This window comes from Bradyrhizobium sp. KZN70725 (genome assembly GCF_055264925.1).
The window spans coordinates 64,133-85,824 of record NZ_JBUYWT010000011.1; the positions used below are offsets into that span (position 1 = coordinate 64,133).

The window sequence follows — 21,692 nt, forward strand, 5'->3', positions numbered from 1 at the left end:
AGTTACCGCGAGCTCGCCAGCAGTGGTGGGGTGTCATTCGCAGCAGATGACGCTGCGCGGACGCGCGGGATGATCTCCTTCGCAAAGCGCTCCATCTCGGCCTCGAAAGGCTGGAACTGCAGCATGAACAACTCGATGCCTGCGGCATGGAACGCCCCGACTCGGGCGGCCACGTCATCATAGCTGCCGACCAGCCCGGCAGCGGTGCCGCCGTTGCTGCCGATCCGCTCCGACTTCTGCATGGTCTGCATCATCACGACCTTCGGGTCGGTGTTCTGTCGCTGGATCACCTTTATCGAGGCGTCCTTCCGCGACAGCTCAAGCAGCCGCTCATAGGCGGCCTGGGCCTCGGCCTGCGTCTGGCGCGCGATGACGAAGGCGGACAGCCCGAAGCGAAGCGGCACCGACGTCCGCGGCCGCGCCGCCACGTCGGCAATGAGGCCCGCGACATCCTCGAGCGGCTGACCATTGATGAACCAGACGTCGCCGTGGTCGGCGACCAAAGCGCGCGCCGGCTCGGATTCGCCGCCGACATAGATCAATGGTCGCGGTCGGTAGAGGCTCGTCGGCCGCAACAGATAATCGCGGACGTCGAAATGCTCGCCCTTGTAGGTCAACCGCTCGCCCTGCATCAGGCGCGAGACAATCGTGATCCACTCGCGGCCATAGGCGTAACGGGCATCGTGCTCGGCAAAGCCGATGCCGGCCTTGTCGAGTTCGGGCCGGTTCCAGGCATTGACCAGGTTGATCGCGAAGCGTCCGCGGCTGATGTTCTCGATCCCGAGCGCGAGCTTGGCGAGAACCACCGGATGATAGAGATAGGGCTTGATGGCCGCGATGATCTCGATCCGGCTGGTCAATGCCGCAACGGCCGCCGCCGCGCTCCAGGCCTCGAGCTGATCGAAATCCTCCCGATGCGGATTGATGGTGTGCTGCGCGATCAGCGTGGAATCGTAGCCCAGTGTCTCGGCGGCAAGCACGAGGTCGCGATTGCGCTCCCACGATGCGTCATACGGCTCCTCCGGATCTTGATAGGCCGCGCGCGAACCATGGACCAGCGCCCAGATGCCAAAGCGAAGCGGTCGTGTCGACATGCCGTCTCTCCGATTTCCCTGACGTTACGTCGGCGTGTTTTCAAAGAAGCACGGCGACAGATCAAGCAGCTGCGCATCAAAAGATTTTCCTTGCCGCGCCGCGCGCGCCGATAAACCAGAAAACTCCGGACGCAGCGACAATTGGAATACGGCTCTATTTCTGTTCGAGAAAATTCGTGGGACAGTTTGCGCGACATGAACAACGCCTTCTTTCGTGCGGCGACGCGCCGTTCATCGAGAGAACGGCGAACCATGCCGCGCGCGATCAATGATGCTCGCGCGCAAGGTTAGACGAGGACAGAACAGACTTGAGCAACCTCGAACAGGCTGCGTCATCGATCGCGTTTGATTCAACGCCGCGCAGCGTTCAAACGGCATCGCCGTCCCGGAAGCCACGAGTAGAGATCGGCCGGCGCGGCATGCTGCTGCTGTCGTGGCTCGCTCCCGGTCATGCTTCTGATCGTCTGGGAATTGCTGGCGCAGGCCGGCTGGCTCTCGCCGCAGGTGCTGCCGGCACCGAGCAAGGTCGTCCGGACGGCATTCAAGCTGGCGACGTCCGGAAGCCTGCTGAACGATCTCGGCGTCAGCCTGCTGCGCGCAACGGCCGGTTTTGCGATCGGCGGCAGCGTCGGATTCGCGCTCGGCATCCTCGTGGGCTTCTCGCGGATCGCGGAGGCTGCCATCGACCGCAGCATCCAGATGATCCGCGCGATCCCGTTTCTCGCCGCGCTACCGCTGGTGATCGTCTGGCTCGGCGTCGGCGAAGCCCAGAAGATCTTCCTGGTCGCGCTCGGCGTCGCCTTCCCGATCTACATCAACACCACGCTGGGCATCCGGCAGGTCGACCCGAAGTTGCTCGAGCTCGGCCGCGTCCAGGGCCTCGGGACACTCGAGCTGATCCGGCGCGTCATCCTGCCCGGCGCCCTGCCATCGATCCTGACCGGTGTGCGCTATGCGCTGGCGACCGCGTGGCTGGCGCTGGTGGTCGCGGAGACCATCGGCGCCCAGTCCGGCATCGGCTTTCTCGCCATGGATGCGCGCGAGTTCCTGCGCACCGACGTGATCGTGCTGACGATCGTGATCTATGCGCTGATCGGCGTCGCCGCCGACGGCATCGCGCGCGCCCTGGAGCGGCGGCTATTGGCCTGGCATCCGAACTATGGAAGCGCGCGATGACGCTGCACGCCGTGCCCTCACCGGCCGCGATTGCGCCGGCCGTCGTGGTGACCGGACTGCATCGCGCCTATGGCAGCCGCGTGGTGATCGAGAACCTCAACCTGCGCATCGAGCGCGGCGAGTTCGTCGTCCTGCTCGGCGAAAGCGGCTGCGGCAAGACCACGCTGCTGCGGGCGCTGGCCGGCCTCGATGCGATCGACGGCGGGCGCATCACGGCACCGCGGCGGCCGGCCGTCGTTTTCCAGGAGCACCGACTGCTGCCGTGGGACAGTCTGTGGCGCAACGTCTCGCTCGGCCTCAATGCGAGCGACGCCCGTCAGCGCGCCGCCACCGCGCTCACCGAGGTCGGACTCGGCGGCCGTCTCGATGACTGGCCGCGCAACCTCTCGGGCGGACAGGCGCAGCGCGTGGCGCTGGCGCGCGCGCTGGTGCAGGAACCCGAGTTGCTCTTGCTCGACGAGCCGTTCGCAGCGCTCGATGCGCTGACTCGCATTCGCATGCACGATCTGGTGCGCGAGCTGGTCGCCGTCCATCGCCCCGGCGTGCTCCTGGTCACCCACGACGTCGACGAGGCGATCGCGCTCGCCGACCGCATCCTGGTGATGCGCGAGGGCCGGATCGCGTTCGAGCATCCCATGAAACGTAACGGCGCAGCGCCGATCGCCCGCACCGACCTGCTGGCGGAGCTCGGCGTCGACACCTCTCACTCCATTCCTGCCTGAGGACCACTCAATGTCTATCCCCCGGTTCACCAACCCCACCCGTCGCAGCTTCCTTGGCGGCGCCGCCTTCGGCATCGGCGCGCTTGCCGGCTTTGACCTGTCCGAGCCGGCGCATGCGGCGACCGGCCGCGTCACCGACACGGTGCGTCTGACCTGGGGTTTGAGCGGCCTCAATCTGATCGCCAAGGAGCGCGGCGAGTTCGAGAAGCTGCTGGCCAGGGACGGCATCAAGGTCGAGTGGCTCGGGCCGTTCCCCAATCATGCGCCGACGCTGCAGGCTGTGACCGGCGGTAGCGCCGATTTCAGCTTCGGCGGCAGCACGACGCCGGCACTCGCCGCGATCATCGCCGGCTCGCCGCTGGTATTCACCCAATTCGTGGTCTACGAGCCGCGCACCACGGCGATCATCGCGCGGGATGACTCTGGCATAAACAAGGTCGAGGATCTCGTCGGCAAGTCGGTGGCGGTGAACCGTTCGGGTCTCGGCGAATTCCTGCTGGTTGCCGCGCTCGAGAAGCACAAGGTCGACCGCTCCAAGGTGACGTTCGTCTATCTCAACCCGCCGGACGCAGCGCCGGCGCTGGCCTCCGGGAAGGTCGACGCCTGGTCGATGTGGAGCCCGGGCGTCGATATCGCGCGGCTCGAATACAAGGCGCACGACATCTTCCTGGAAGGTCGCGATCTCGAGTTCCAGATCGACTACACGTCCTACCTGACCACCCGAAAATTTGCGACCGACAATCCTGCGCTGGTCCGGGCCGTCAACGACGCCTTCCGCGCCGAAGGCAAGTGGATCTCCGCGAACAGCAAGGATGCCGAATACATCGCGCAGAAGGCCGGCAAGTACAGCGACCAGGTCCGCGACCAGTTCATCGCGCTGAACCGGCAGTATCGCTACTTCGCCGCCAACGACGAAAACTTCCTCGCCGAGCTGCAAAGGGCCGCCGACTGGCTGGTCGCGCGCAAGGTGCTCCCGGAGCCGATCAAAGTCACCGACCACCTGGCCCAGCTCTGATCAGTAGCAGTCATATCAATCAACGCCATTTGGGTGATACCAATGAACAAGCCTCTGTCCGCCACCTCGCTGGAGCCTTCCGACCGCCTTCACAGCCGCGCACCCGATATCGACGCGCTGCTCGGCCGCATCGCGGAAGGCGCCGCCGAGCGCGAACGCGAGCGCGTCCTGCCGTTCGCGCAAGTCGATCTCATTCGCAAGGCCCGCCTCGGCGCGTTGCGGCTTCCGATCGAAGCCGGCGGCGCCGGCCTGTCGATTCGCGCATTGTTCGAGATCGTCATCGGTCTCGGTGAGGCCGACGCCAATGTCGCGCATATCCTGCGCAACCATTTCAGCGTCGTCGAACGCCTGGTGCGCCGGCCGAAGGACGATCAGCACAGGCAGTGGCAGAAGGCAGTTGCCGACGGCGCGATCATCGGGCTCGCGGCGACCGAGCTCGACACGCCGAAGGTCGGCAATGTCACGCCGAACACGACACTCACTGCCGACGGCGACGACTACCTGCTCAACGGCACGAAATACTATAGCACCGGCACACTGTATTCGGACTACGTCCTCGTTCGCACCGCCGACACATCCGCCACCAATGCTGCCGTGCTGATTCCGGTGAACCGCGAGGGCATTGAGCTGATCGACGACTGGGACGGTCTCGGGCAGCGGCTGACGGCGACCGGCACCACCCACTTCCGCAACGTGCGCGTCAAGCGCCAGGAGGTCGTGTTCGATGCACCGGATACCGGCTACGGCATTCCCTACTCCAACACATTTGCCCAGCTGTTCCTGACTGCGATCAATGCCGGCATCGCGCGCGCCGTGCTGCGCGACGCCAGCGCCCTGGTGCGGACCCGCAAGCGGACGTTCTATTACGCGCCGAGTGAGGTGCCAGTGGACGACCCGCTGCTGCAACAGACCGTCGGCCAGATCGCCAGCGGCGCATTCGCCGCCGAGACCGTGGTGCTTGCGGCCGCGGAGGCGCTCCATGCCGCCACCGACGCTTTCGATGCAGGCGACGAAAACGCCGTCGAGGCCGCGCACAAGGCCGCGCTGCTGTCGGCCAAGGCCAAGATCGTTGCGGACGAATTCGCGATCCGGAGCGGTAGCCTGCTGTTCGACGTCGGCGGTGCATCGGCCACCAAGAAGGCGACCAATTTCGACCGCCACTGGCGCAACGCGCGCACGCTGGCGTCGCACAATCCAAACACCTTCAAGGCGCGCTCGATCGGACAATACGAGATCAGCGGCACGCCGCTACCCGCCAAGGGCTTCTTCTAGAGCCCCACTCCGATCGAATCGGAACGGAGCTCTGGATTGTTGTTTTGATGCGTTTTCTTCACGCGAACCGGTATCCACTTCGCTCGAAAACGCTCTGGCGAGGTCCAATCCGGCGAGGCAATGCAAGGGAGAATCCCGATGAGCAAGCCGGATATTCATCTTGTGGATGCCGACCACGAGATCGAGCGTCAATTTCGCCTTGTCATGCGCCGCCTCCCGGGCGGCGTTTGCATCATCACCGCAGGACAGGGTGAGGACATCACCGGCATGACGGTGACCTCGCTGACGTCGCTCAGCGCCAGCCCACCCCGGCTGCTGGTCAGCATCAACCGGCAGGCATCGTCCTTCGCACCGATCGCCCGCCATCGGCTGTTCGGCGTCAACATCCTCGGCTCCGACCAGCAGGCCCTGGCCGAGCGCTTCAGCAATGGCCGGCTGAAAGGCAGGGAACGCTTCGAGGGCACCGATTGGACCCATGGAGCCTCGGGCGTGCCGTTGCTGCAGCGGTCGCTTGCGATGATCGAATGCCAGGTCGAGGAGATCATCGAGCGGCATTCCCATGGCATCATCGTGGGCCGCCTCGCCAGCATGGAATTGTCGCATCGGCTGTCCGGCCTCACTTACTGGAATGGACAGTATGTCCAGATCGATCACGAGGCCGATCTCGACCTATTGGCCGAAGTCAGCATTCCTCTGGCGCATGTCCGTTAGAACAGAGAAAGGGTGCAGCATGAAACGCGAATTGCCGCCAGCATCGCCTCCGTCAACGGCCGGCGCGGTCAGCAGACCACCGGGCCGCTGGCAGCTCGACCGGATCGTGGCCGAGCTGCGCACCTCCCGCGAGGAGACCCATAGCATCCGGCGCGACGGCGAGGCACGCCGCGCGCCCTCGCGGGACGCGCTGGAGGCGATCCTCGACGGCCTCACCGAGGCGCTGTTTCCGCGCCACTACGGCCAATCGGACCTCGACGGCGAGAACATCGACTATTTCGTCGGCAATACGCTGAGCACAGCATTGGATTCGCTCAGCGCGCAGATCCATCGCAGCGCGCTGTTCGTTGGCGACGAGCTGGAGCCGGGCTTTGGGCACGAAGAGGCGATCGAGCTGACACGCGCATTCGCGACCCAACTGCCGTCGGTCCGCGGACTTCTGATCAACGATCTGCGGGCGGCATTCGTTGGAGATCCGGCGGCGCAGAATTTTCCCGAGATCCTGATCGGCTATCCGGGGATGACCGCCATCATCCACCATCGCCTTGCGCATCTGCTCTACCAGATCGGCGCGCGGCTGGTGGCTCGCCTGATGTCGGAGATCGCCCACACAAGGACCGGCATCGATATCCATCCCGGCGCCCGGATCGGCTCCGGATTCTTCATCGATCACGGAACCGGCGTCGTGATCGGCGAAACCGCCATCATCGGCAACAACGTCCGGATCTATCAGGCGGTCACGCTCGGCGCGCGGCATTTCCCGACCGACGACGAGGGCCATGTGATCAAGGGCGACGCCCGCCATCCGATCGTCGAGGATGACGTCGTGATCTACGCCGGCGCAACCATACTCGGCCGGATCACGATCGGCCGCGGGTCGACCATCGGCGGCAACGTCTGGCTGACCAAGGACGTGCCGCCGAACAGCATTGTGACGCAGGCCACCGCACGAAACAGCCCGAGCGGCGCCTGAACCACGATCTCATCACGCCGCAACCTGTGCCTTCCATCGCATCAAGCGCCGTTCCAACGCCTCCAGGACCGCATTGAATGCCAACCCGATCACGGTGATCCCGATTATGCCGAAATACATCTGCGGGATCAGGAAGCTGTACTGGCTGTTGATGATGAGATAGCCGAGACCGGCCTTGGCGCCGACCATCTCGGATGCGACCAGCACCAGCATGGCTGACGCACTGGCGAGGCGAATGCCGACAAAGATCGTCGGAAGCGCCGCCGGAAGGATCACCTTGCGGAACAGTTGCTGCGGGGTCGCGCCCATGGTCCGCGCCGACTTGATCAAGAGCGGATCGACCTGCTTCACTGCGGCGATGGTGTTGAGCAGGAGCGGCCAAGCGCAGCTATAGACTACCATCGTGACCTTCGAGAGCTCGCCGATGCCAAGCAGCAGGATGAACACCGGCAGGAGCGCGAGCGGCGCGGTATTGCGGCAAATCTCGATGAACTGGTTGAGCAGATCGCCGAGCCTTGTGTACCAGCCGACGGCCAGCCCGAGCGGGACGAACAACACGACCGACACCAGAAACCCGCTCAGGGCGCGGAGCAGGCTCGCGGAGGCGTCGTCATAGAGCTCGCCGGTTTGTGCGAGCTGCCAGCCTGCGGCGATGACATCTGAGAAGGGCGGCAGAAACACCGCGTCGATAAAGCCGAGCCTGGGCACGGCCTCCCAGATCGCCAGAAGGGCGATCAGCAGCAGGGAGCGGCGCCCGAAAGCTGCCAGACCGCAGGTCGCGGCGCGGGCCGCGCTCACCAGCGGTGACCGCGCGGCCACCGGGTGCTCGTCTCGCCGCCCATGCGCGAGCTCCAGCAATGTCAGCATCTCCAGGCTAGACATGAGCGACTTCCTTTACTTCACGCTCGACACGGCCTGCGCTGACCCTGCCCGCTGATTGCCCCAGCTGCGCTTTCTGCACTTCCTCGCGGAGCAGGCTCCAGATCTCATGGCGCACGCGGCCGAATTCCGGCAGCGAGCGCACATCCTCGGCTTCGCTGCGCAAGGCCGCGGGGATGTCGACAATCTCCTTGATCCGCCCCGGACGGGACGTCATGACCGCCACGCGCTGACCGAGCACGACCGCCTCGTCGATGCCGTGGGTGATGAAGATGATGGTCTTGCCGGTGGCCCGCCAGATCCGCAGCAGCTCGCCCTGCAACGTTTCGCGCGTCTGGGCATCGAGCGCAGCGAACGGCTCGTCCATCAGCAGCACCTCCGGATCATAGGCAAGGCTGCGCGCGATCGCGACGCGCTGCTTCATGCCGCCGGAGAGTTCATGCGGATAACGGTCAGCAAAACCCGATAACCCGACCAAGTCGAGGAAGTGCCGCGCGATCTCACCGCGTTGTTTCGGCTTGAGGCCGGCGATATCGAGCCCGAACTCCACATTCTGCGCGGCCGTGCGCCACGGAAACAGCGCGTACTGCTGGAACACGACGCCGCGGTCGCGTCCGGGTCCGACGATCGGCCGGCCGTCGAGCAGAATGCGGCCGTTGGTCGGCGTCGCGAGCCCGCCGAGCAGATCGAGCAATGTCGACTTGCCGCAACCGCTTGGACCGACCAGGGCGAGGAATTCGCCGGCGCGGACGTCGAACGTGATGTCCTCGAGCGCGGTGAAATAGCCCGCCGGCCGGCCCCCTTCGCCTCGCGTGACGAACTCCTTGCGGACCTTGTCAAAGCTGATCTTGACCGACGTCATCGCGCCTCCGCCGTCTTTCCGGGACGGAAATAGTTGAACTCGTTGGTGTAGGTGTCCGAGGCCTTGATCTGGCCCGGTTTGAGCAGGCCATCCTTGACCAGCCAGTCGACCCAGACCTGCAGCTCGGCATCCGAGATCACGCCGCCCTTGGACGCGACGCCGGTGCTCTTCCAGTACTTGATCGAGGAGGCATCCTCGTTGCGCTTGCGCTCCGCAATGATCCGGTCGAAGCGGGCCCGCACTTCATCGGGCGGCGTCGTCTGCGCCCACTGGATGGCGCGCGAGATCCCCTCAACCAGCTTGCGGGCGGTGTTCGGATTGTCCTTGATGAACTTCTCCCGCAGCACATAGGCACCGCCGGTGAACTGTCCGAACAGATCGGTATCGTTGAAGAGCGAGCGGATCCCGCCACGCTCCAGCGCCTTGTCGCGCAACACGCCGCTGAGCGCGCTCACCTCGACCTGCCCTTGCCGCAGCGCCTGCTCGCCGGTGACGGGTGGGACCGCCACCAATGTCACCTGCTTGGCCTCGCCGGCGCTAAGGCCGTTGCGCGCCAGATACTCACGCAGCACGAACTCCAGATGAGCGCCAAGCGTATTGACCGCGACCTTCTTGCCGATCAGGTCGCGGGCCGTCTTGATCGGACTGTCGTCCTTCACAAAGTAGCCGTAGTAGGTATTGGAGTCGGAACCGTAGTAGCCGACCACCGCCTTGATCGGCGCCTTGGCCGCGATCAGCTTGATGATCGCACCATAGAAAGCGCCGCCGACGTCGATGTCGCCGGTGACGACGGTCTGAATGTCCTGCGGCCCGCTGATGGTGTTGCCGACCCATTTGAGCTTGAGCGGCGCGAGGTAGCCGAGGTCCTCGGCGAGCTCGGTGAACGTCACCTGCCCGGCCCAGCCTTGATAACGGATCTCGGTCTTATCGAGCGGTGGCTCGGCGAAGGCCGAAGCGATCAGGCCCAACGCAAAGACGCCGGCCAGCAGCAATCGCGCCGCCCGGCGCGCAGCGGCTCGCCGCGCGCACAGAATTCGAATGATGGCATTCATTGTGTTGCTCCAATAGGCGACATGCTCAGGCTGCCTTCGCCGCTTGCGGCTTCGGCGATTTGATCCGCGTCACGCTGTGGCGGCCGTCGACGCTGACCGGAACCTCGCCGTCGATGGTGGCGCGGCGCACCACACGATGCTGATCGCCGTAGTCATTGACGGCGTAGTGCTGGGTCGCGCGATTGTCCCAGATCGCGACGTCTCCGGCCCGCCAGCTCCAGCGCACGGTATTCTCCGGAGCCGTGATGTGGGACTGGAACAGATCGAACAGCTTCTGGCCGTCATATTTCGGCAGGCCGACAAAGCGCTGGACGAAATTGCCGAGCACCAGCGTGTGCTCGCCCGTTTCGGGATGGACGCGCACGACCGGATGCTCGGTCTCATAGATCGTCCCGGTGAATACCTCGTCAAAATGCTTTCTGTCGGCGTCGGTGGCGCGAGACTTCACCGCGTAATCATAGGCATTGCTATGAACCGTCCAGAGCTCGTCGGCGAGCTTGCGCAACGGTGCCGGCAGATCGAGATAGGCGGCCGCCGTGTTCGACCAGACGGTGTCACCGCCATAGGGCGGGATTACCACGCCGCGCAGCACCGAGATCTTCGGATAGGAATCGACGAACGTGACGTCGGTATGCCATTGGTCCGCGCGGCCGCCACCACGCCCCGAATCCAGCTCGAGGATCGACGACGTACCCTTGCTCGGGCCGATGGTCGGATGCGGCACCAGTTTGCCGAGCTTAACCGCGAAGCGCTCCTGCTCGGCGTCGTCGAGGTGCTCCTGGTCGCGGAAGAAGATCACCTTGTGCTCGAGCAGCACCTGGTTGACAGCACGGATGACCGCGTCGGGAAGGTCACCCGACAGCTTCACATTCTTGATCTCGGCACCAAGCCGGGCGGCACGCTTGACGATGTCGGCGCGCGGAATGACGTTGTCGATGGTGGTCGTCTTGCTCATGATGTTGGTCTCGTCGCCGCGATCCCCTGGACAAGGCTCCGCCATGCGCCGGTCGCGGAAACGACGGCGGAGATCAATGATGTGGTCGTGATCCTCGCTATTCCGCCGCGACGGGCTGCGGCGGTCGCCAGACAGCCGGTGCATAGAGCTCGGCGGTGAAATCCTCCGCGATCTCTCCGTTGATGCGCGCCTCGTGAGATGCAAGGTCGGCCAGGAACAGATCGCGGCTGACCCTGGCCGTGATCCCCGGAATGTCGCGCTTGAAGCTTGGAACGTCGCCGATCGGCAGGCCGAAGCTGACAAATGCTGCCGGATTGAAGACGTGAATGTCCTTCAGATACGGCGCGCGGCCCGGAACTTTCTCCAGATACTCGTGCCCGGACCCGAGATAAGGATAGGCCGCCAGGCGATCGTCCTTTTCGTCGTCAGGCGGCACGAAGCGATCTCGCCACAGCAGGATTTCGTCGGCGAAATCGCCGAGCTCTGACTGCGCGCCCAGATCGACGGAATAGCCAGTTCCCGCAATCGCGAAATCGAACGCGAACTCGCCCTGCGGAGTGATGGCGACCGGCCGCACCCCCTTCAATTGCGCCGAGGTCCAGGGTGCGCCCAGGTGCAGATGAAAATTGGGGAAGGCTACCGCGCGCGAGATCGCATCCGGCGGCGGGGTCGACCCAGCCTGCCTGAACCGAATCGCTTGATGCCAGCGCACCGCGTCGGGCAAGCTGCCATAGTTGTCATAGGCTCCCGGGTAGCCGCGGATCCGAATGACCGGCAACGCGGCCAAGGTTTCCCGGCGTGCAAACAGATGAACATCACGCGCTCCGGCCTCAAGGGCTGCGGCCGCCGCATCGAAGGCCGACGCAGCACTCCCGATCACCGCAACGGAAAGACCTCGCAGCGTCCTGAAATCGATCTTCTCCGATGTATGCGCACGGAATCGTTTCGGCAGGACACGCAGCGCGTCGGGGACATAAGCGCCCCCGCTACCCGCAAAGCCGGTTGCGAGCACCAGCTTGCGCGTGGTCTCGATGGTCGTGACCCCGCTCCGCTCCAGATGTAACCGCAAATGATCGGCTGCGGGCTCGATGCGGAGCAGCCGCGTACCGTAACGAATGCCGGCGCCTGTCACGCGGCGATACCAGTCGAGATAGGCCGCCCAGTCGAGCCGCGGAATCCGATCGAGCGCGTCGAAGGCCGCCGCGCCATGGCGCGTTTCATACCATGCTTGGAAACCGAGACCGGGCAGACCGAGCTCCGGACCTGGAAGCGTCTTCGGAGTGCGAAGCTTGTGCATTCGCGCGCTCGTCAGCCACACGCCGGCCTTGCTGGCGTCGGCGGCGGCGTCGATCACCGAGACCTTGCCGATCCCGGCGCGCCGAAACGCAAACGCGAAGGCCGCGCCGGACTGGCCACCGCCGACCACGACGACGTTGTGATCGATTCCGTCGCGATCAGGCACCCAGTTCTGTGGGTCGACCCCGATCAGCCGGAGGGCCTCGCGGGCGACGCTGTCGGGATCGGATTGCGGCATGAATGACCACCTCGCTTTGACGTTACAAATCGTAAAAGCGATCGACATTCAGTCAATGAAACGAAACCAGCTTTGTTTTTGATAGCAGGCAATGTTCGCGTCGTGGACAACGCGGGCATTGAAATATTTGCGATGATCGCCGCCTGACCGATCGTCTCATGTGCATTGCGACGTGCGGGATCGGCGCGATCGATCGGGAGAACTTCCCAAATCATACGTCGCCGGGATCGGCGCGATCGCAGTCATCTCCGGTGAACGACGAACTCGTCACGTTCATGCTCGCTTGCCGTGCAACAACGCAAATTCATTTCACCGCCGCCGACATAGAGTCTGACGCAGCGCACGCACCTGACGTCGACGCGCGGCGAGCAACGATGGATCTCTCGAAATGCCGCGAACTGCCGGCAACATCAGCCTTGAACACGATACCCCGGAGCTCGCCCGCTCCTATGATGAAGCGGGACTCGTTCAATTTCGCCACGGCAAGTTCCTGATCGGGCCGCTCGCCATCAAGACCGGCGAGCACGTGCTCGACATCGGGACGGGAACCGGCCGGCTTGCGGAATTCGTCGCCGGACTGGTCGGTCCGGACGGCCGCGTGATCGGTATCGATCCACTTGCCGGCCGCATCGAAATTGCGCGCCTTCGGCAGGGGGATAACCTCCAGTTCGCCACCGGGCGCGCCGAAGAACTGTCGCGCTTCGACGACGCGCAGTTCGACGCGGTCTATCTCAATAGCGTCTTCCATTGGATCTCCGACAAGGATCGCGCGCTGCGGGAGGTCCGGCGCGTGCTCAAGCCCGGCGGCCGCCTCGGATTGAATGTGCAGGATCCGTCCAGGCCGCACCAGTCGCGCCTGCTGCTTCGTCGCGCCATCATCGAGGCGGGTCTTGCCGGCGATCGCCAGGACTCGAACCCGGTGCTCGGATCGACCGACGAGGAGCTCAAATCGCTGTTCGCGGCACACGGCTTCGCCGGCTACCGCAGCGAGCTGCGCGCGCTGATCGATATCCACGACGATGCGGCATCGCTGCTGCAGTGGTCGGAAGCGAGCGCATTCGGAAATTTCCTCGAAGCGTTCACCCCTCACGAGCGCGAACTGGTGCGCCGCACCTTCGCGCGCCTTGTCGAAGAACAGCGCACGCCCGAAGGTTTGAAGCTGGAGCGCTACCTGCGCTTCGCGTTTGCGCACAAGGCGCCGTCCCACCAATAATAATCAGCAAAACTCACGAGATCCGAGATGAGCAAACGACAGCTTTCCCTTAACCTCTTTATTTATCCCGGCGGCCATCACGAGGCGGCGTGGCGCTACCAGGGGTCTGCGGCGGATCGCATCCTTGACGTCAGCTATTACCAGGAGCTGGCGCAGCGTGCCGAGGCGCAGAAATTCGACGCGATCTTCTTCGCCGACGGCCCCGCGCTCGCCGACAATGTTCGCTACGCACAACGCTTCCGGTTCGAGCCGATCACCTGGCTGGCCGCGATCGCCGTCGCCACGAAACGGATCGGCCTGATCGCGACCGCGTCGACGACCTATACCGAGCCTTATAATCTGGCCCGCCTGTTCGCGTCACTCGATCACCTCAGCGGCGGCCGGGCCGGCTGGAACATCGTCACGACCAGCACGGCACAGGCGGCGCAGAACTTTGGCTTGCCCGAGCATCCACCTCACCACGAACGCTACGAGCGGGCGCGGGAATATATCGATGTCATCACGCGGCTGTGGGACAGCTGGGAAGACGACGCCGTGGTGAACGACCCCGCATCCGGCATTTTCGCCGATACGGGAAAGATCCATCCGATCGATCACGTCGGAAAGCACTTCCGGGTACGCGGCCCGCTCAACATCTCGCGGACGCCGCAGGGACGGCCGGTCTATGTCCAGGCGGGTTCGTCTGATGACGGACGCGCCTTTGCCGCGCGCTATGCCGAAGCGATCTTCACCGCGCATCAGACGCTGGCGAGCGCCCAGGAGTTTTATGCGGACATCAAGCGGCAGGCACGCGCGTTCGACCGCAGCCCCGATCAGGTCAGGATCCTGCCGGGCATCAGTCCGTTCATCGCTAGCACGCAGGCCGAAGCCGACCTGTTGCAGGACGAGTTTAACGAGCTGATCCAGCCGGAATACTCGTTGACCCAACTTCGCCAGATGATCGGGCTCGACCTCTCCGGCTTCGACCTCGACGGTCCCTTTCCGCGCCACCTGATCGACACCGGCAGCGCCCGCGGGGTCGCCAGCCGTTTCAAGCTCGTGGTCGACATCGTCGATCGCGAGCAGCCGACCATCCGCCAGCTCGTGCAGCGTCTCGCCGGGGCGCGCGGCCACTGGGTGATCGCGGGCCCGCCGGAGAAGATCGCCGACAACATCCAGACTTGGTTCGACAATGGCGCGGCCGACGGCTTCAACGTGATGCCGCCCTGGCTACCCGGCGGGTTCGATATCTTCGCCGAGCAGGTCGTGCCGATCCTGCGCAAGCGCGGCCTGTTCCGCGACGAGTACAGCGGCACGACGCTGCGTGACCATTACGGACTGAGCCGGCCGCAAAGCGTGTTTTCCGGATCGATCAAGGCGATCGCCTGACGTGATCGAAACCGCCGACCCCGCGTCGGCCGGATCGCTATTTGCCCACAGCCTGAGGATTTGAGAGTTCAATGACCACTGCGCGCGTCCTGCTCGTTTCGACCCTGCTCATTCTCGGTGCTCTGACCGGCGCCGCCCTGCACGCGGAGACATCAGCCAAATCCGATCTGAAAGTCGGCTTCGTGCCGGGCCCCTACATCGACGAATTCAAGGTTGGCGTCGCGCCGGAACTCGAGAAGAAGGGCTACCGTATCCGCTATGTCGAGTTTTCGACCGGGCTGGAAGCCAATAATGCAGTGTTCAAGGGCGAGATCGACGCCAACGTCATGCAGCACACGATCTTCCTGAACTCGTACAACGAGCGGCAGCAAACCGACCTCGTCGGCATCGTCCACGTCCCGACGCCCCCGATGGGGCTTTACTCGAAGAAGCACCCGGTCGGCTCGCCGATCAAGCCCGGTTCGACCGTGGCCGTGCCCAACGATCCCGTCAATCTGCAGCGTGCGCTCTGGATCCTGCGCGATCTCGGCCTCGTCGAGATTCGCGACTCCAAGCCGGTCGATGTCAGCGAACTCGACGTGATCAAGAACCCCGGCGGCATCAAGATCGTGCCGCTGGAAGCGGCACAGGCGCCGCGCGCGCTCGATGACGTTGATTTCGCCGCCATCCAGGGCAACTTCGCGATCTACAGCGGCTTGAAGCTGACCAATGCATTCGCCCTGGAGAAGATGACAACGCCCTATATCAATGTGGTCGCGGTGAAGCAGGCCAATGCGGGCTCGCCGTGGGCGCAGGACATCGTCGCCGGCTACAAATCACAGACGTTCAAGACCACGATCCTGTCCGACCGCTTCTATGACGGGTTTACCTTGCCGGATTACCTGAAGCGCTAGACCCAGCCACCATCAACGATGTGGCTCTGGTTGGTGCAGGCACCGCTGTCATCGGCGGCGAAGAACAGCACGACGCGGGCGATATCATCAGGCACGAGCTTGCGCTTGAGGCATTGGCGCTGCATCAGTTCGGCCACGCCTTCAGACGTCAACCACAGATCCTGCTGCCGCTGGGTCATGATCCATCCGGGCAGGATGGAATTGACCCGTATGTTGTGCGGCCCGAGATCGCGGGCTAGCGCCCGGGTGAGGCCCTGAACGGCTGATTTGGCCGTTGTGTAGCAGGGCATGTTGCCCTGGCCGATCACCCAGCTCACCGAGCCGATGTTGACGATCGAACCGCCCCCTGCCTGCTTCATGTCCGGCGCGACCGCCTGAGCGCTGAAGAACTGGTGCTTCAGGTTGACGGCGATCCGCTCGTCCCAGAATTCCGGTGTGACGTCCTCGATCGCGTGACGATCATCGCGGGCCGCATTGTTGACCAGGATGGTGACCGGCCCGAGCGCCTCGCGGATGCCGGCGACCGCGCGCCGCAGCGCGCCGATGTCGCGCAGATCGGCATGTTCGAAGTGCACGCGGGCTTGTGCCCCGAGATCGGACAGTAGCTGCTCCGACGACGTCAGATCGATATCGATGAATCCGACCCGCGCGCCCTGGCCGATGAACCGGCGGACGATCGCCTCGCCGATGCCGGAACCGCCGCCGGTGACCAGTACGGTCCGGTCCTTGAGACTTGGATAGATGGCGCCCTGCATTGGCATCCTCTCGATATTGGCGCCTGAAGGGCGTCGGTTGCGTTGCTGCGGCTCAGGCAAAAGGGCCACAGATTCCGAGGTTCACTCGGTTGTCTCCATGAGGCTGCGGTCCACGACCCGCAGCGTCCGCCGCACCATGCCGTCGACGATGGTCGCCGACTCGCTTGGACGCACATATATTGCCGTGGACTTGAGCAGCCACGGCAGCACCGCCTGGTCGAGCCTCTCCTCATAGGCACTGCGCATCATGTCGAATGCCTGCAGGCCGGGACCTGCGAGGATGACATGATGCGGGCGCAGCACCGATATCGTCGTGGCGACCGCTTCGGCAAGCGCGTGACCCGCCTGCTGGAACAAGTGCTCGAGACGGGAATCGCCGCTCCGCGCCCGATCGCGCAACAGAGCCATCTGCGCCTCGGACGGTTGCTGCGACGCCGCCGGCGGCAGGTCGAGAAAGGTGCGGGCATCGCGGTAAAGCGCATAGTCGGCAAGATGGGCCTCGATGCAGCCGCGCTGACCGCAGCGGCATTGCGGGCCGTTCAGCGCCAATTTGACATGACCGATCTCACTGCCCGCGCCGGCACCCCAGCGCGCTTCACCGTCGACAATGATGCCCATGCCGACGCCGTGGCCCACCATGATCGTGGCCGTGAGGCCCTGCGCCAGTGCCGGTTCGGCGGCAGCGAGGGACAGCGCGACCGCGACCGCGTCGTTCGCCATCACGACTTCGACAGCGAACGCCTGGTGGATCGGCTTGGCAAGATCGACGTCGGTGATCGACAGCGCCGGGCTCCACAGATGCCGGCCGGTATCGCCGTCGACGATGCCCTGCAGCGCTATTCCGATTCCGAGCAAGCGATGTCGCGGCGTGGCGGTCGCCTCAAGCATGGCGTCGATCTGTGCGATCACGAGCTCGCATAGTGCGCTTGCATCGAGCGCGCGCGTCGCGAGTTCAAGTCGCGATTGCGCCAGGGCGGAGCCGCTGAAATCGGCGATCAGTGTCTCGACCAGATTCATGCGCAGCGAGACCGCGATGATGCGGCCAAATTCGGGATTCAGGGTCAGCAGGACTGCCGGCCGGCCGCGGCGACGGCCACCATCCGCGTCCTCTTCGTCGGCGTCGTCGGGCCACAGCGTCGCCGCATCTGTCTCGGCTTCGCACAGCAGGTCCTCCGCCATCAGCTTCGACGTGATGGCCGAAATGGCGGGGAAGCTCAGGCCCGTGCTGCGTGCGAGCTCGACCCGCGGCAACGGCCCCTGGCGTCGCAGGACCTCGACGAGACGGCCGGGGTTCGATCCGCGGGCCAGGCTCGAAGCACGTCTCAACGGCTCGGGCTGTTCGTTCATATTGCGCTTTTTAATTCTCTTGATGAAATTATTCAACGCAGGCTACTCGTTTTGCGGGTCAAAAAACGCGGATAGCGACTGGAAAACATCACCCCTATACTATTATTGGGTGAAGGCGTGATCATGAACATCCTTGACTGGACATTTTGTCGCGCTAATTTATTAGTTGCGTGAATAAAATAAGGCGTGAAAAGCGCCGGGCGTGAAATCCCCTCACCGGGGTTGTCGACAGGGAGGTGCATATGAATGTCTCAACCAGAAAATTGATCGTGCCGCTCATGGCGGGCGCTGCCGCGCGCGCCATGGCGACGGGGGTAGCACAGGCACAGCAGAAAAAGACCATCGCGCTGGTGACCAATGTCGCGGCCGACTTCTGGACCATCGCGGGCCGTGGGCTTGAGAAGGCGCAGAAGGAGCACCCGGACTACAATATCGAATTGATCGTCACCAATGAAGGGACGGCGGCCGGCCAGCGGCGCGAACTGGACGATCTGCTGGTGCGCGGCGTCGCCGGTATCTCGATCTCGGTCGACGATGCACCGCATGCAACCGAAGAACTCAACAAGGTTGCGGCCAAGACGGTGCTGATCACCACGGACAGCGACGCGCCGCAGAGCAATCGCCTCGCCTATATCGGCACCGACAACGTCGCGGCAGGGCGGCAGGCCGGCGAGGAGATCAAGAAGGCGCTGCCGAACGGCGGCAAGATCGCGCTGTTCGTCGGAACGATGGACGCCGACAAGCCCGCGAGCGGGTGCAGGGCATCAAGGAAGCGATCGCCGGCACCAAGGTCGAACTGGTCGACGTGTTCACCGACCAGGTGGACTTCGCCAAGGCCAAGGCGAACATGGAGAACGTGCTCGTCAAATATCCCGACATCGCGCTGCTGTCCGGCCTATGGAGCTACGAGACGCCGCTGATCTATGACGCGGTGAAGGCCGCAGGCAAGGCCGGCAAGGTCAAGATCGTCGGCTTCGACGAGGACCAGCGGACGCTGCGCGGCATTTCCGACGGCACGATCGAATCCACGGTCGTGCAGCAGCCCTACGAGTTCGGCTATCTCTCCGCCACCAACATCATCAAGACGCTGAACGGCGACAAGTCCTGGATTCCGAAGGACAGCAAGCTGATCGTGCCGACCAAGGTGATCAGCAAGACCAACGTCGCGGAGTTCGCCGCACATCTGAAGGAACTGCTCAAGAAGTAACTTCAGTCGGCTTCAACGCCCGGCCGCCACAGGCCGCCGGGCGTTGTGCAGGAGGACATGCGAATGGCGGAAACGCTGCTGGAACTCAGCGGAATCAGCAAGACCTATCCCGGCGTCAGGGCGCTCGACGACGTCAATTTGCGCGTCAATCGCGGCGAGGTGCTGGGCCTGATCGGCGAGAACGGCGCCGGCAAATCGACGCTGATGCGCGTGCTGGCCGGCGTGATCGCGCCGAGCACCGGCGTGATCCGCATCGGCGGCACCGAGCACGCCCGGATGACGGTGACCGAGGCGACGCGATGTGGCATCGCCTTCGTGCACCAGGAACTGAACCTGTTCGAGAATCTCGACGTCGCGGCCAATGTCTTCATCGGACGCGAGAAGCTGGCCGGCGGCCCGCTGAAGCTGGTGGACAATGTGCAGATGCACGCCCGCGTGATGCCGCTGCTGGAACGGCTGGGCGCCGATTTCACGCCGGGCACGCTGGTCGAGAATTTGTCGATCGCGGAGCGCCAGATGGTGGAGATCGCCAAGGCGCTCTCGATCGACGCCCGCGTCATCATCATGGACGAACCGACCTCCAGCCTGACGATTTCGGAGACGGAGCGGCTGCTTGAGGTAATTGCCGACCTGAAGACGCACGGCATCTCGGTGATCTACATCTCTCACCGGCTCGGCGAGATCATGAGCTGCGCCGATCGCGTCGTGGTGCTGCGCGACGGGCGCACGGTGGGGGAATTGGCGCGCGACGAACTCAGCCACGCCGCCATGATTAGGCTGATGATCGGCCGCGACCTGAAGGCGCTATATACACCGCCGTCCTGCACGCCGCAGCCGGGCGGCTGCGATATCGCCGGCGTCGTGACCACTGCCTTTCCCGACCGACAGATCAATCTGTCGGTGCGGCGCGGCGAGATCCTCGGCCTCGCCGGGCTCGTCGGCGCCGGCCGCACCTCGCTTGCCCGCGCGGTGTTCGGCGTCGATCCGCTGCTGGGCGGCGAGATCCGGATCGACAACGCCCCGGTCGGCGTCGCCTCGCCGCGTGACGCGATCAGGCAAGGGATCTACCTGGTGCCGGAGGATCGCAAGAAATCCGGCCTGGTGCTGGAACTGCCGATCCGGGAGAACGTGACGCTCGCGAGCCTGCTGGATCATGCGCGGATGTGGCTGGTCAACGGCGCGGCCGAGTGCAGAATCGCCAAAGACCAGGCCAGGCGGCTGTCCATCAAGGCGCCGAGCATCGACATCGAAGCCGTGACGCTCTCCGGCGGCAACCAGCAGAAGGTGGTGCTGGGCAAGTGGCTCTCCATGCAGCCGCGCGTGATGTTCTTCGACGAGCCGACCCGCGGCATCGATGTCGGCGCCAAGAGCGAGATCTACGCGCTGATGCGCAGCCTCGCCGACCAGGGCGTCGCGATCGTGATGATCTCCTCGGACATGGAGGAAGTGATCGGCGTCTCCGACCGGGTGGCGGTGATGCATGAAGGCAGTGTCAGCGGCGTGATCGAGCGCGACCAGTTCAGCGAATACAACGTGTTGAGGCTGGCGGTCGGCCAACCGCTCGAAACCATGGAGGCCGCTGCGCCATGATGAAGAAGGAACTCGGCCTGTTCTTGCTGCTGGCGGTGATCTCCGCCATCACCGGCGCGATCAATCCGGCCTTCCTGTCGTTCGTGAATCTGCTGAACATGGCCAATCTGATCGGCCTGTTCGGCGTGTTCGCGCTCGGTGAAGGCCTCGTCATCATCACCGGCGGAATCGATCTTTCGCTCGGCTCGATGTTCGCGCTGCTCGGCGTCATCTTCATCGACCTGCTGACGACCTATCAGGTGCCCTGGCCGTTTGCGCTGCTGCTGGTCCTGATGGGCGGGCTTGCGCTGGGCGGCATCCAGGGCTTCCTGATCACGCGGCTGAAAATGCAGCCCTTCATCGTAACGCTGTGCGGCCTGCTGATCTATCGCGGCGCCGCGCGCTATTACACCAGCGATTCGACACGCGGCTTCGGCTACGGTGACGAGGCGAGCACGCTGAGCAACATCGCCTCCGGTAATATTGCGGGCATCCCGAACACCTTCATCTTCCTGATCATCCTTGCGCTGATCCTCGGCGTGCTGCTGCACCGCTCGGTCTACGGGCGCCTGCTTTATGCCGTGGGCAAGAACGAGGAAGCGGCGCGCTTCTCCGGCATCAACACCAATCTCGTGATCGCCACCGCCTATGTCATCAGCGGCGGGCTCGCCGGCGTCTCGACCGTGATGTTTGTGTTCTACACCAACTCGGTTTCTCCGAGTTCCTTCGGCAACTTCTACGAACTCTATGCGATCGCGGCGGCCGTCCTCGGCGGCTGCAGCCTGCGCGGCGGCGAGGGCTCCATTCTGGGCATCGTGCTCGGGACGGCGTTGCTGCAGGTGCTGCAGAACCTCGTGAACATCCTCGGCATTCCCAATTCGCTGAACTTCGCGGTGATGGGGACCGTGATCCTGATCGGTGTGCTGGCGGATCAGCAATTGCAGGCCCGTCGACGGCGCAAGGCCGCGCTCGCAGGCCTCGCCCGCACTGCACCAAGATCGAAGGAAAGCACAATTCTGCAAGGCGCAGCTTCGCATAGCGCGGCTGCGTTGCCGACGACGACGGGCGATCAGGCATGACAACTCGAAAAGGAAG

At 64.2% G+C, this 21,692-nt stretch carries 18 protein-coding genes and 2 pseudogenes; 12 read left to right on the plus strand and 8 right to left on the minus strand.

Translation table 11 applies throughout. The features are described 5' to 3' along the window. Nucleotides 1–2 precede the first annotated feature (2 nt). Complete coding sequence (locus tag ACZBJS_RS13140; protein WP_076826953.1) at nucleotides 3–1,094, minus strand: LLM class flavin-dependent oxidoreductase; 1,092 nt, start codon at nucleotides 1,092–1,094, stop codon at nucleotides 3–5. Nucleotides 1,095–1,513: 419 nt separating this feature from the next. Between ACZBJS_RS13140 and ACZBJS_RS13145 the strand changes: the two are divergent. From ACZBJS_RS13145 to epsC, 6 genes and pseudogenes are all read left to right on the plus strand, one after another. Continuing rightward, a pseudogene (locus tag ACZBJS_RS13145) lies at nucleotides 1,514–2,270 on the plus strand (ABC transporter permease subunit). Beyond that, complete coding sequence (locus tag ACZBJS_RS13150; protein ID WP_316393958.1) at nucleotides 2,267–2,992, plus strand: ABC transporter ATP-binding protein; 726 nt, start codon at nucleotides 2,267–2,269, stop codon at nucleotides 2,990–2,992. Before ACZBJS_RS13145 ends, ACZBJS_RS13150 begins: the two are co-directional and overlap by 4 nt. A gap of 10 nt (nucleotides 2,993–3,002) precedes the next feature. Next, nucleotides 3,003–4,007, plus strand: coding sequence for an NrtA/SsuA/CpmA family ABC transporter substrate-binding protein (locus ACZBJS_RS13155; protein WP_050387474.1), 1,005 nt, complete (start codon nucleotides 3,003–3,005; stop codon nucleotides 4,005–4,007). Nucleotides 4,008–4,049: 42 nt separating this feature from the next. After that, the gene (locus ACZBJS_RS13160) at nucleotides 4,050–5,279 is read left to right on the plus strand and encodes an acyl-CoA dehydrogenase family protein (RefSeq protein WP_316393955.1); all 1,230 of its coding nucleotides are present in this window, start codon (nucleotides 4,050–4,052) and stop codon (nucleotides 5,277–5,279) included. Nucleotides 5,280–5,417: 138 nt separating this feature from the next. Next, complete coding sequence (locus ACZBJS_RS13165) at nucleotides 5,418–5,990, plus strand: flavin reductase family protein (protein ID WP_057017437.1); 573 nt, start codon at nucleotides 5,418–5,420, stop codon at nucleotides 5,988–5,990. A 19-nt stretch (nucleotides 5,991–6,009) separates the two neighbouring features. Beyond that, nucleotides 6,010–6,963 carry a serine O-acetyltransferase EpsC gene (epsC, locus tag ACZBJS_RS13170; RefSeq protein WP_057017436.1) on the plus strand — a complete coding sequence of 318 codons (954 nt, stop codon included), beginning with the start codon at nucleotides 6,010–6,012 and terminating at the stop codon, nucleotides 6,961–6,963. A 12-nt stretch (nucleotides 6,964–6,975) separates the two neighbouring features. Here the strand turns inward: epsC and ACZBJS_RS13175 are convergent, their stop codons facing one another. The 5 genes from ACZBJS_RS13175 to ACZBJS_RS13195 all read right to left on the minus strand — a co-directional run bounded on the left by ACZBJS_RS13175 (nucleotide 6,976) and on the right by ACZBJS_RS13195 (nucleotide 12,245). Then, nucleotides 6,976–7,845, minus strand: coding sequence for an ABC transporter permease (locus tag ACZBJS_RS13175; RefSeq protein WP_316393951.1), 870 nt, complete (start codon nucleotides 7,843–7,845; stop codon nucleotides 6,976–6,978). Continuing rightward, nucleotides 7,838–8,704 carry an ABC transporter ATP-binding protein gene (locus tag ACZBJS_RS13180; RefSeq protein WP_316393949.1) on the minus strand — a complete coding sequence of 289 codons (867 nt, stop codon included), beginning with the start codon at nucleotides 8,702–8,704 and terminating at the stop codon, nucleotides 7,838–7,840. Before ACZBJS_RS13180 ends, ACZBJS_RS13175 begins: the two co-directional genes overlap by 8 nt. Next, the gene (locus ACZBJS_RS13185) at nucleotides 8,701–9,756 is read right to left on the minus strand and encodes an ABC transporter substrate-binding protein (protein ID WP_316393947.1); all 1,056 of its coding nucleotides are present in this window, start codon (nucleotides 9,754–9,756) and stop codon (nucleotides 8,701–8,703) included. The genes ACZBJS_RS13180 and ACZBJS_RS13185 overlap by 4 nt, the downstream gene beginning before the upstream one ends. Before the next feature lie 25 nt (nucleotides 9,757–9,781). Next, a complete protein-coding gene (locus ACZBJS_RS13190) occupies nucleotides 9,782–10,711 on the minus strand; it encodes a TauD/TfdA dioxygenase family protein (RefSeq protein WP_316393945.1) in 930 nt (309 codons plus the stop codon). A gap of 97 nt (nucleotides 10,712–10,808) precedes the next feature. After that, complete coding sequence (locus tag ACZBJS_RS13195; protein ID WP_316393943.1) at nucleotides 10,809–12,245, minus strand: FAD-dependent oxidoreductase; 1,437 nt, start codon at nucleotides 12,243–12,245, stop codon at nucleotides 10,809–10,811. 388 nt (nucleotides 12,246–12,633) lie between these two features. Here ACZBJS_RS13195 and ACZBJS_RS13200 point away from each other — a divergent pair, with 388 nt between their 5' ends. The 3 genes from ACZBJS_RS13200 (at nucleotide 12,634) to ACZBJS_RS13210 (ending at nucleotide 15,719) form a co-directional block, all read left to right on the plus strand. After that, nucleotides 12,634–13,458 (plus strand): class I SAM-dependent methyltransferase, encoded by an 825-nt coding sequence (locus tag ACZBJS_RS13200; RefSeq protein WP_057017431.1) that lies wholly within the window; start codon nucleotides 12,634–12,636, stop codon nucleotides 13,456–13,458. Between the two features lie 27 nt (nucleotides 13,459–13,485). Then, nucleotides 13,486–14,826, plus strand: a complete 1,341-nt coding sequence (locus ACZBJS_RS13205; RefSeq protein WP_253638781.1) for an LLM class flavin-dependent oxidoreductase — start codon at nucleotides 13,486–13,488, stop codon at nucleotides 14,824–14,826. Nucleotides 14,827–14,897: 71 nt separating this feature from the next. Beyond that, nucleotides 14,898–15,719, plus strand: coding sequence for a MetQ/NlpA family ABC transporter substrate-binding protein (locus tag ACZBJS_RS13210; RefSeq protein WP_141340368.1), 822 nt, complete (start codon nucleotides 14,898–14,900; stop codon nucleotides 15,717–15,719). Here ACZBJS_RS13210 and ACZBJS_RS13215 read toward each other — a convergent pair. Together ACZBJS_RS13215 and ACZBJS_RS13220 are read right to left on the minus strand one after the other, a co-directional pair. Further along, nucleotides 15,716–16,474, minus strand: a complete 759-nt coding sequence (locus ACZBJS_RS13215) for an SDR family NAD(P)-dependent oxidoreductase (RefSeq protein WP_057017428.1) — start codon at nucleotides 16,472–16,474, stop codon at nucleotides 15,716–15,718. The genes ACZBJS_RS13210 and ACZBJS_RS13215 overlap by 4 nt on opposite strands. A gap of 81 nt (nucleotides 16,475–16,555) precedes the next feature. Then, nucleotides 16,556–17,821 carry an ROK family protein gene (locus ACZBJS_RS13220; protein WP_168855345.1) on the minus strand — a complete coding sequence of 422 codons (1,266 nt, stop codon included), beginning with the start codon at nucleotides 17,819–17,821 and terminating at the stop codon, nucleotides 16,556–16,558. A 302-nt stretch (nucleotides 17,822–18,123) separates the two neighbouring features. Between ACZBJS_RS13220 and ACZBJS_RS13225 the strand changes: the two are divergent. From ACZBJS_RS13225 to ACZBJS_RS13235, 3 genes and pseudogenes are all read left to right on the plus strand, one after another. Then, nucleotides 18,124–19,028, plus strand: a pseudogene (locus ACZBJS_RS13225) (sugar-binding protein). A gap of 63 nt (nucleotides 19,029–19,091) precedes the next feature. Then, entirely contained in the window at nucleotides 19,092–20,618 is a 1,527-nt protein-coding gene (locus tag ACZBJS_RS13230) for a sugar ABC transporter ATP-binding protein (RefSeq protein ID WP_253589199.1), read from the plus strand. Beyond that, nucleotides 20,615–21,676 carry an ABC transporter permease gene (locus ACZBJS_RS13235; protein ID WP_316393939.1) on the plus strand — a complete coding sequence of 354 codons (1,062 nt, stop codon included), beginning with the start codon at nucleotides 20,615–20,617 and terminating at the stop codon, nucleotides 21,674–21,676. Before ACZBJS_RS13230 ends, ACZBJS_RS13235 begins: the two co-directional genes overlap by 4 nt. Nucleotides 21,677–21,692: the final 16 nt, after the last annotated feature.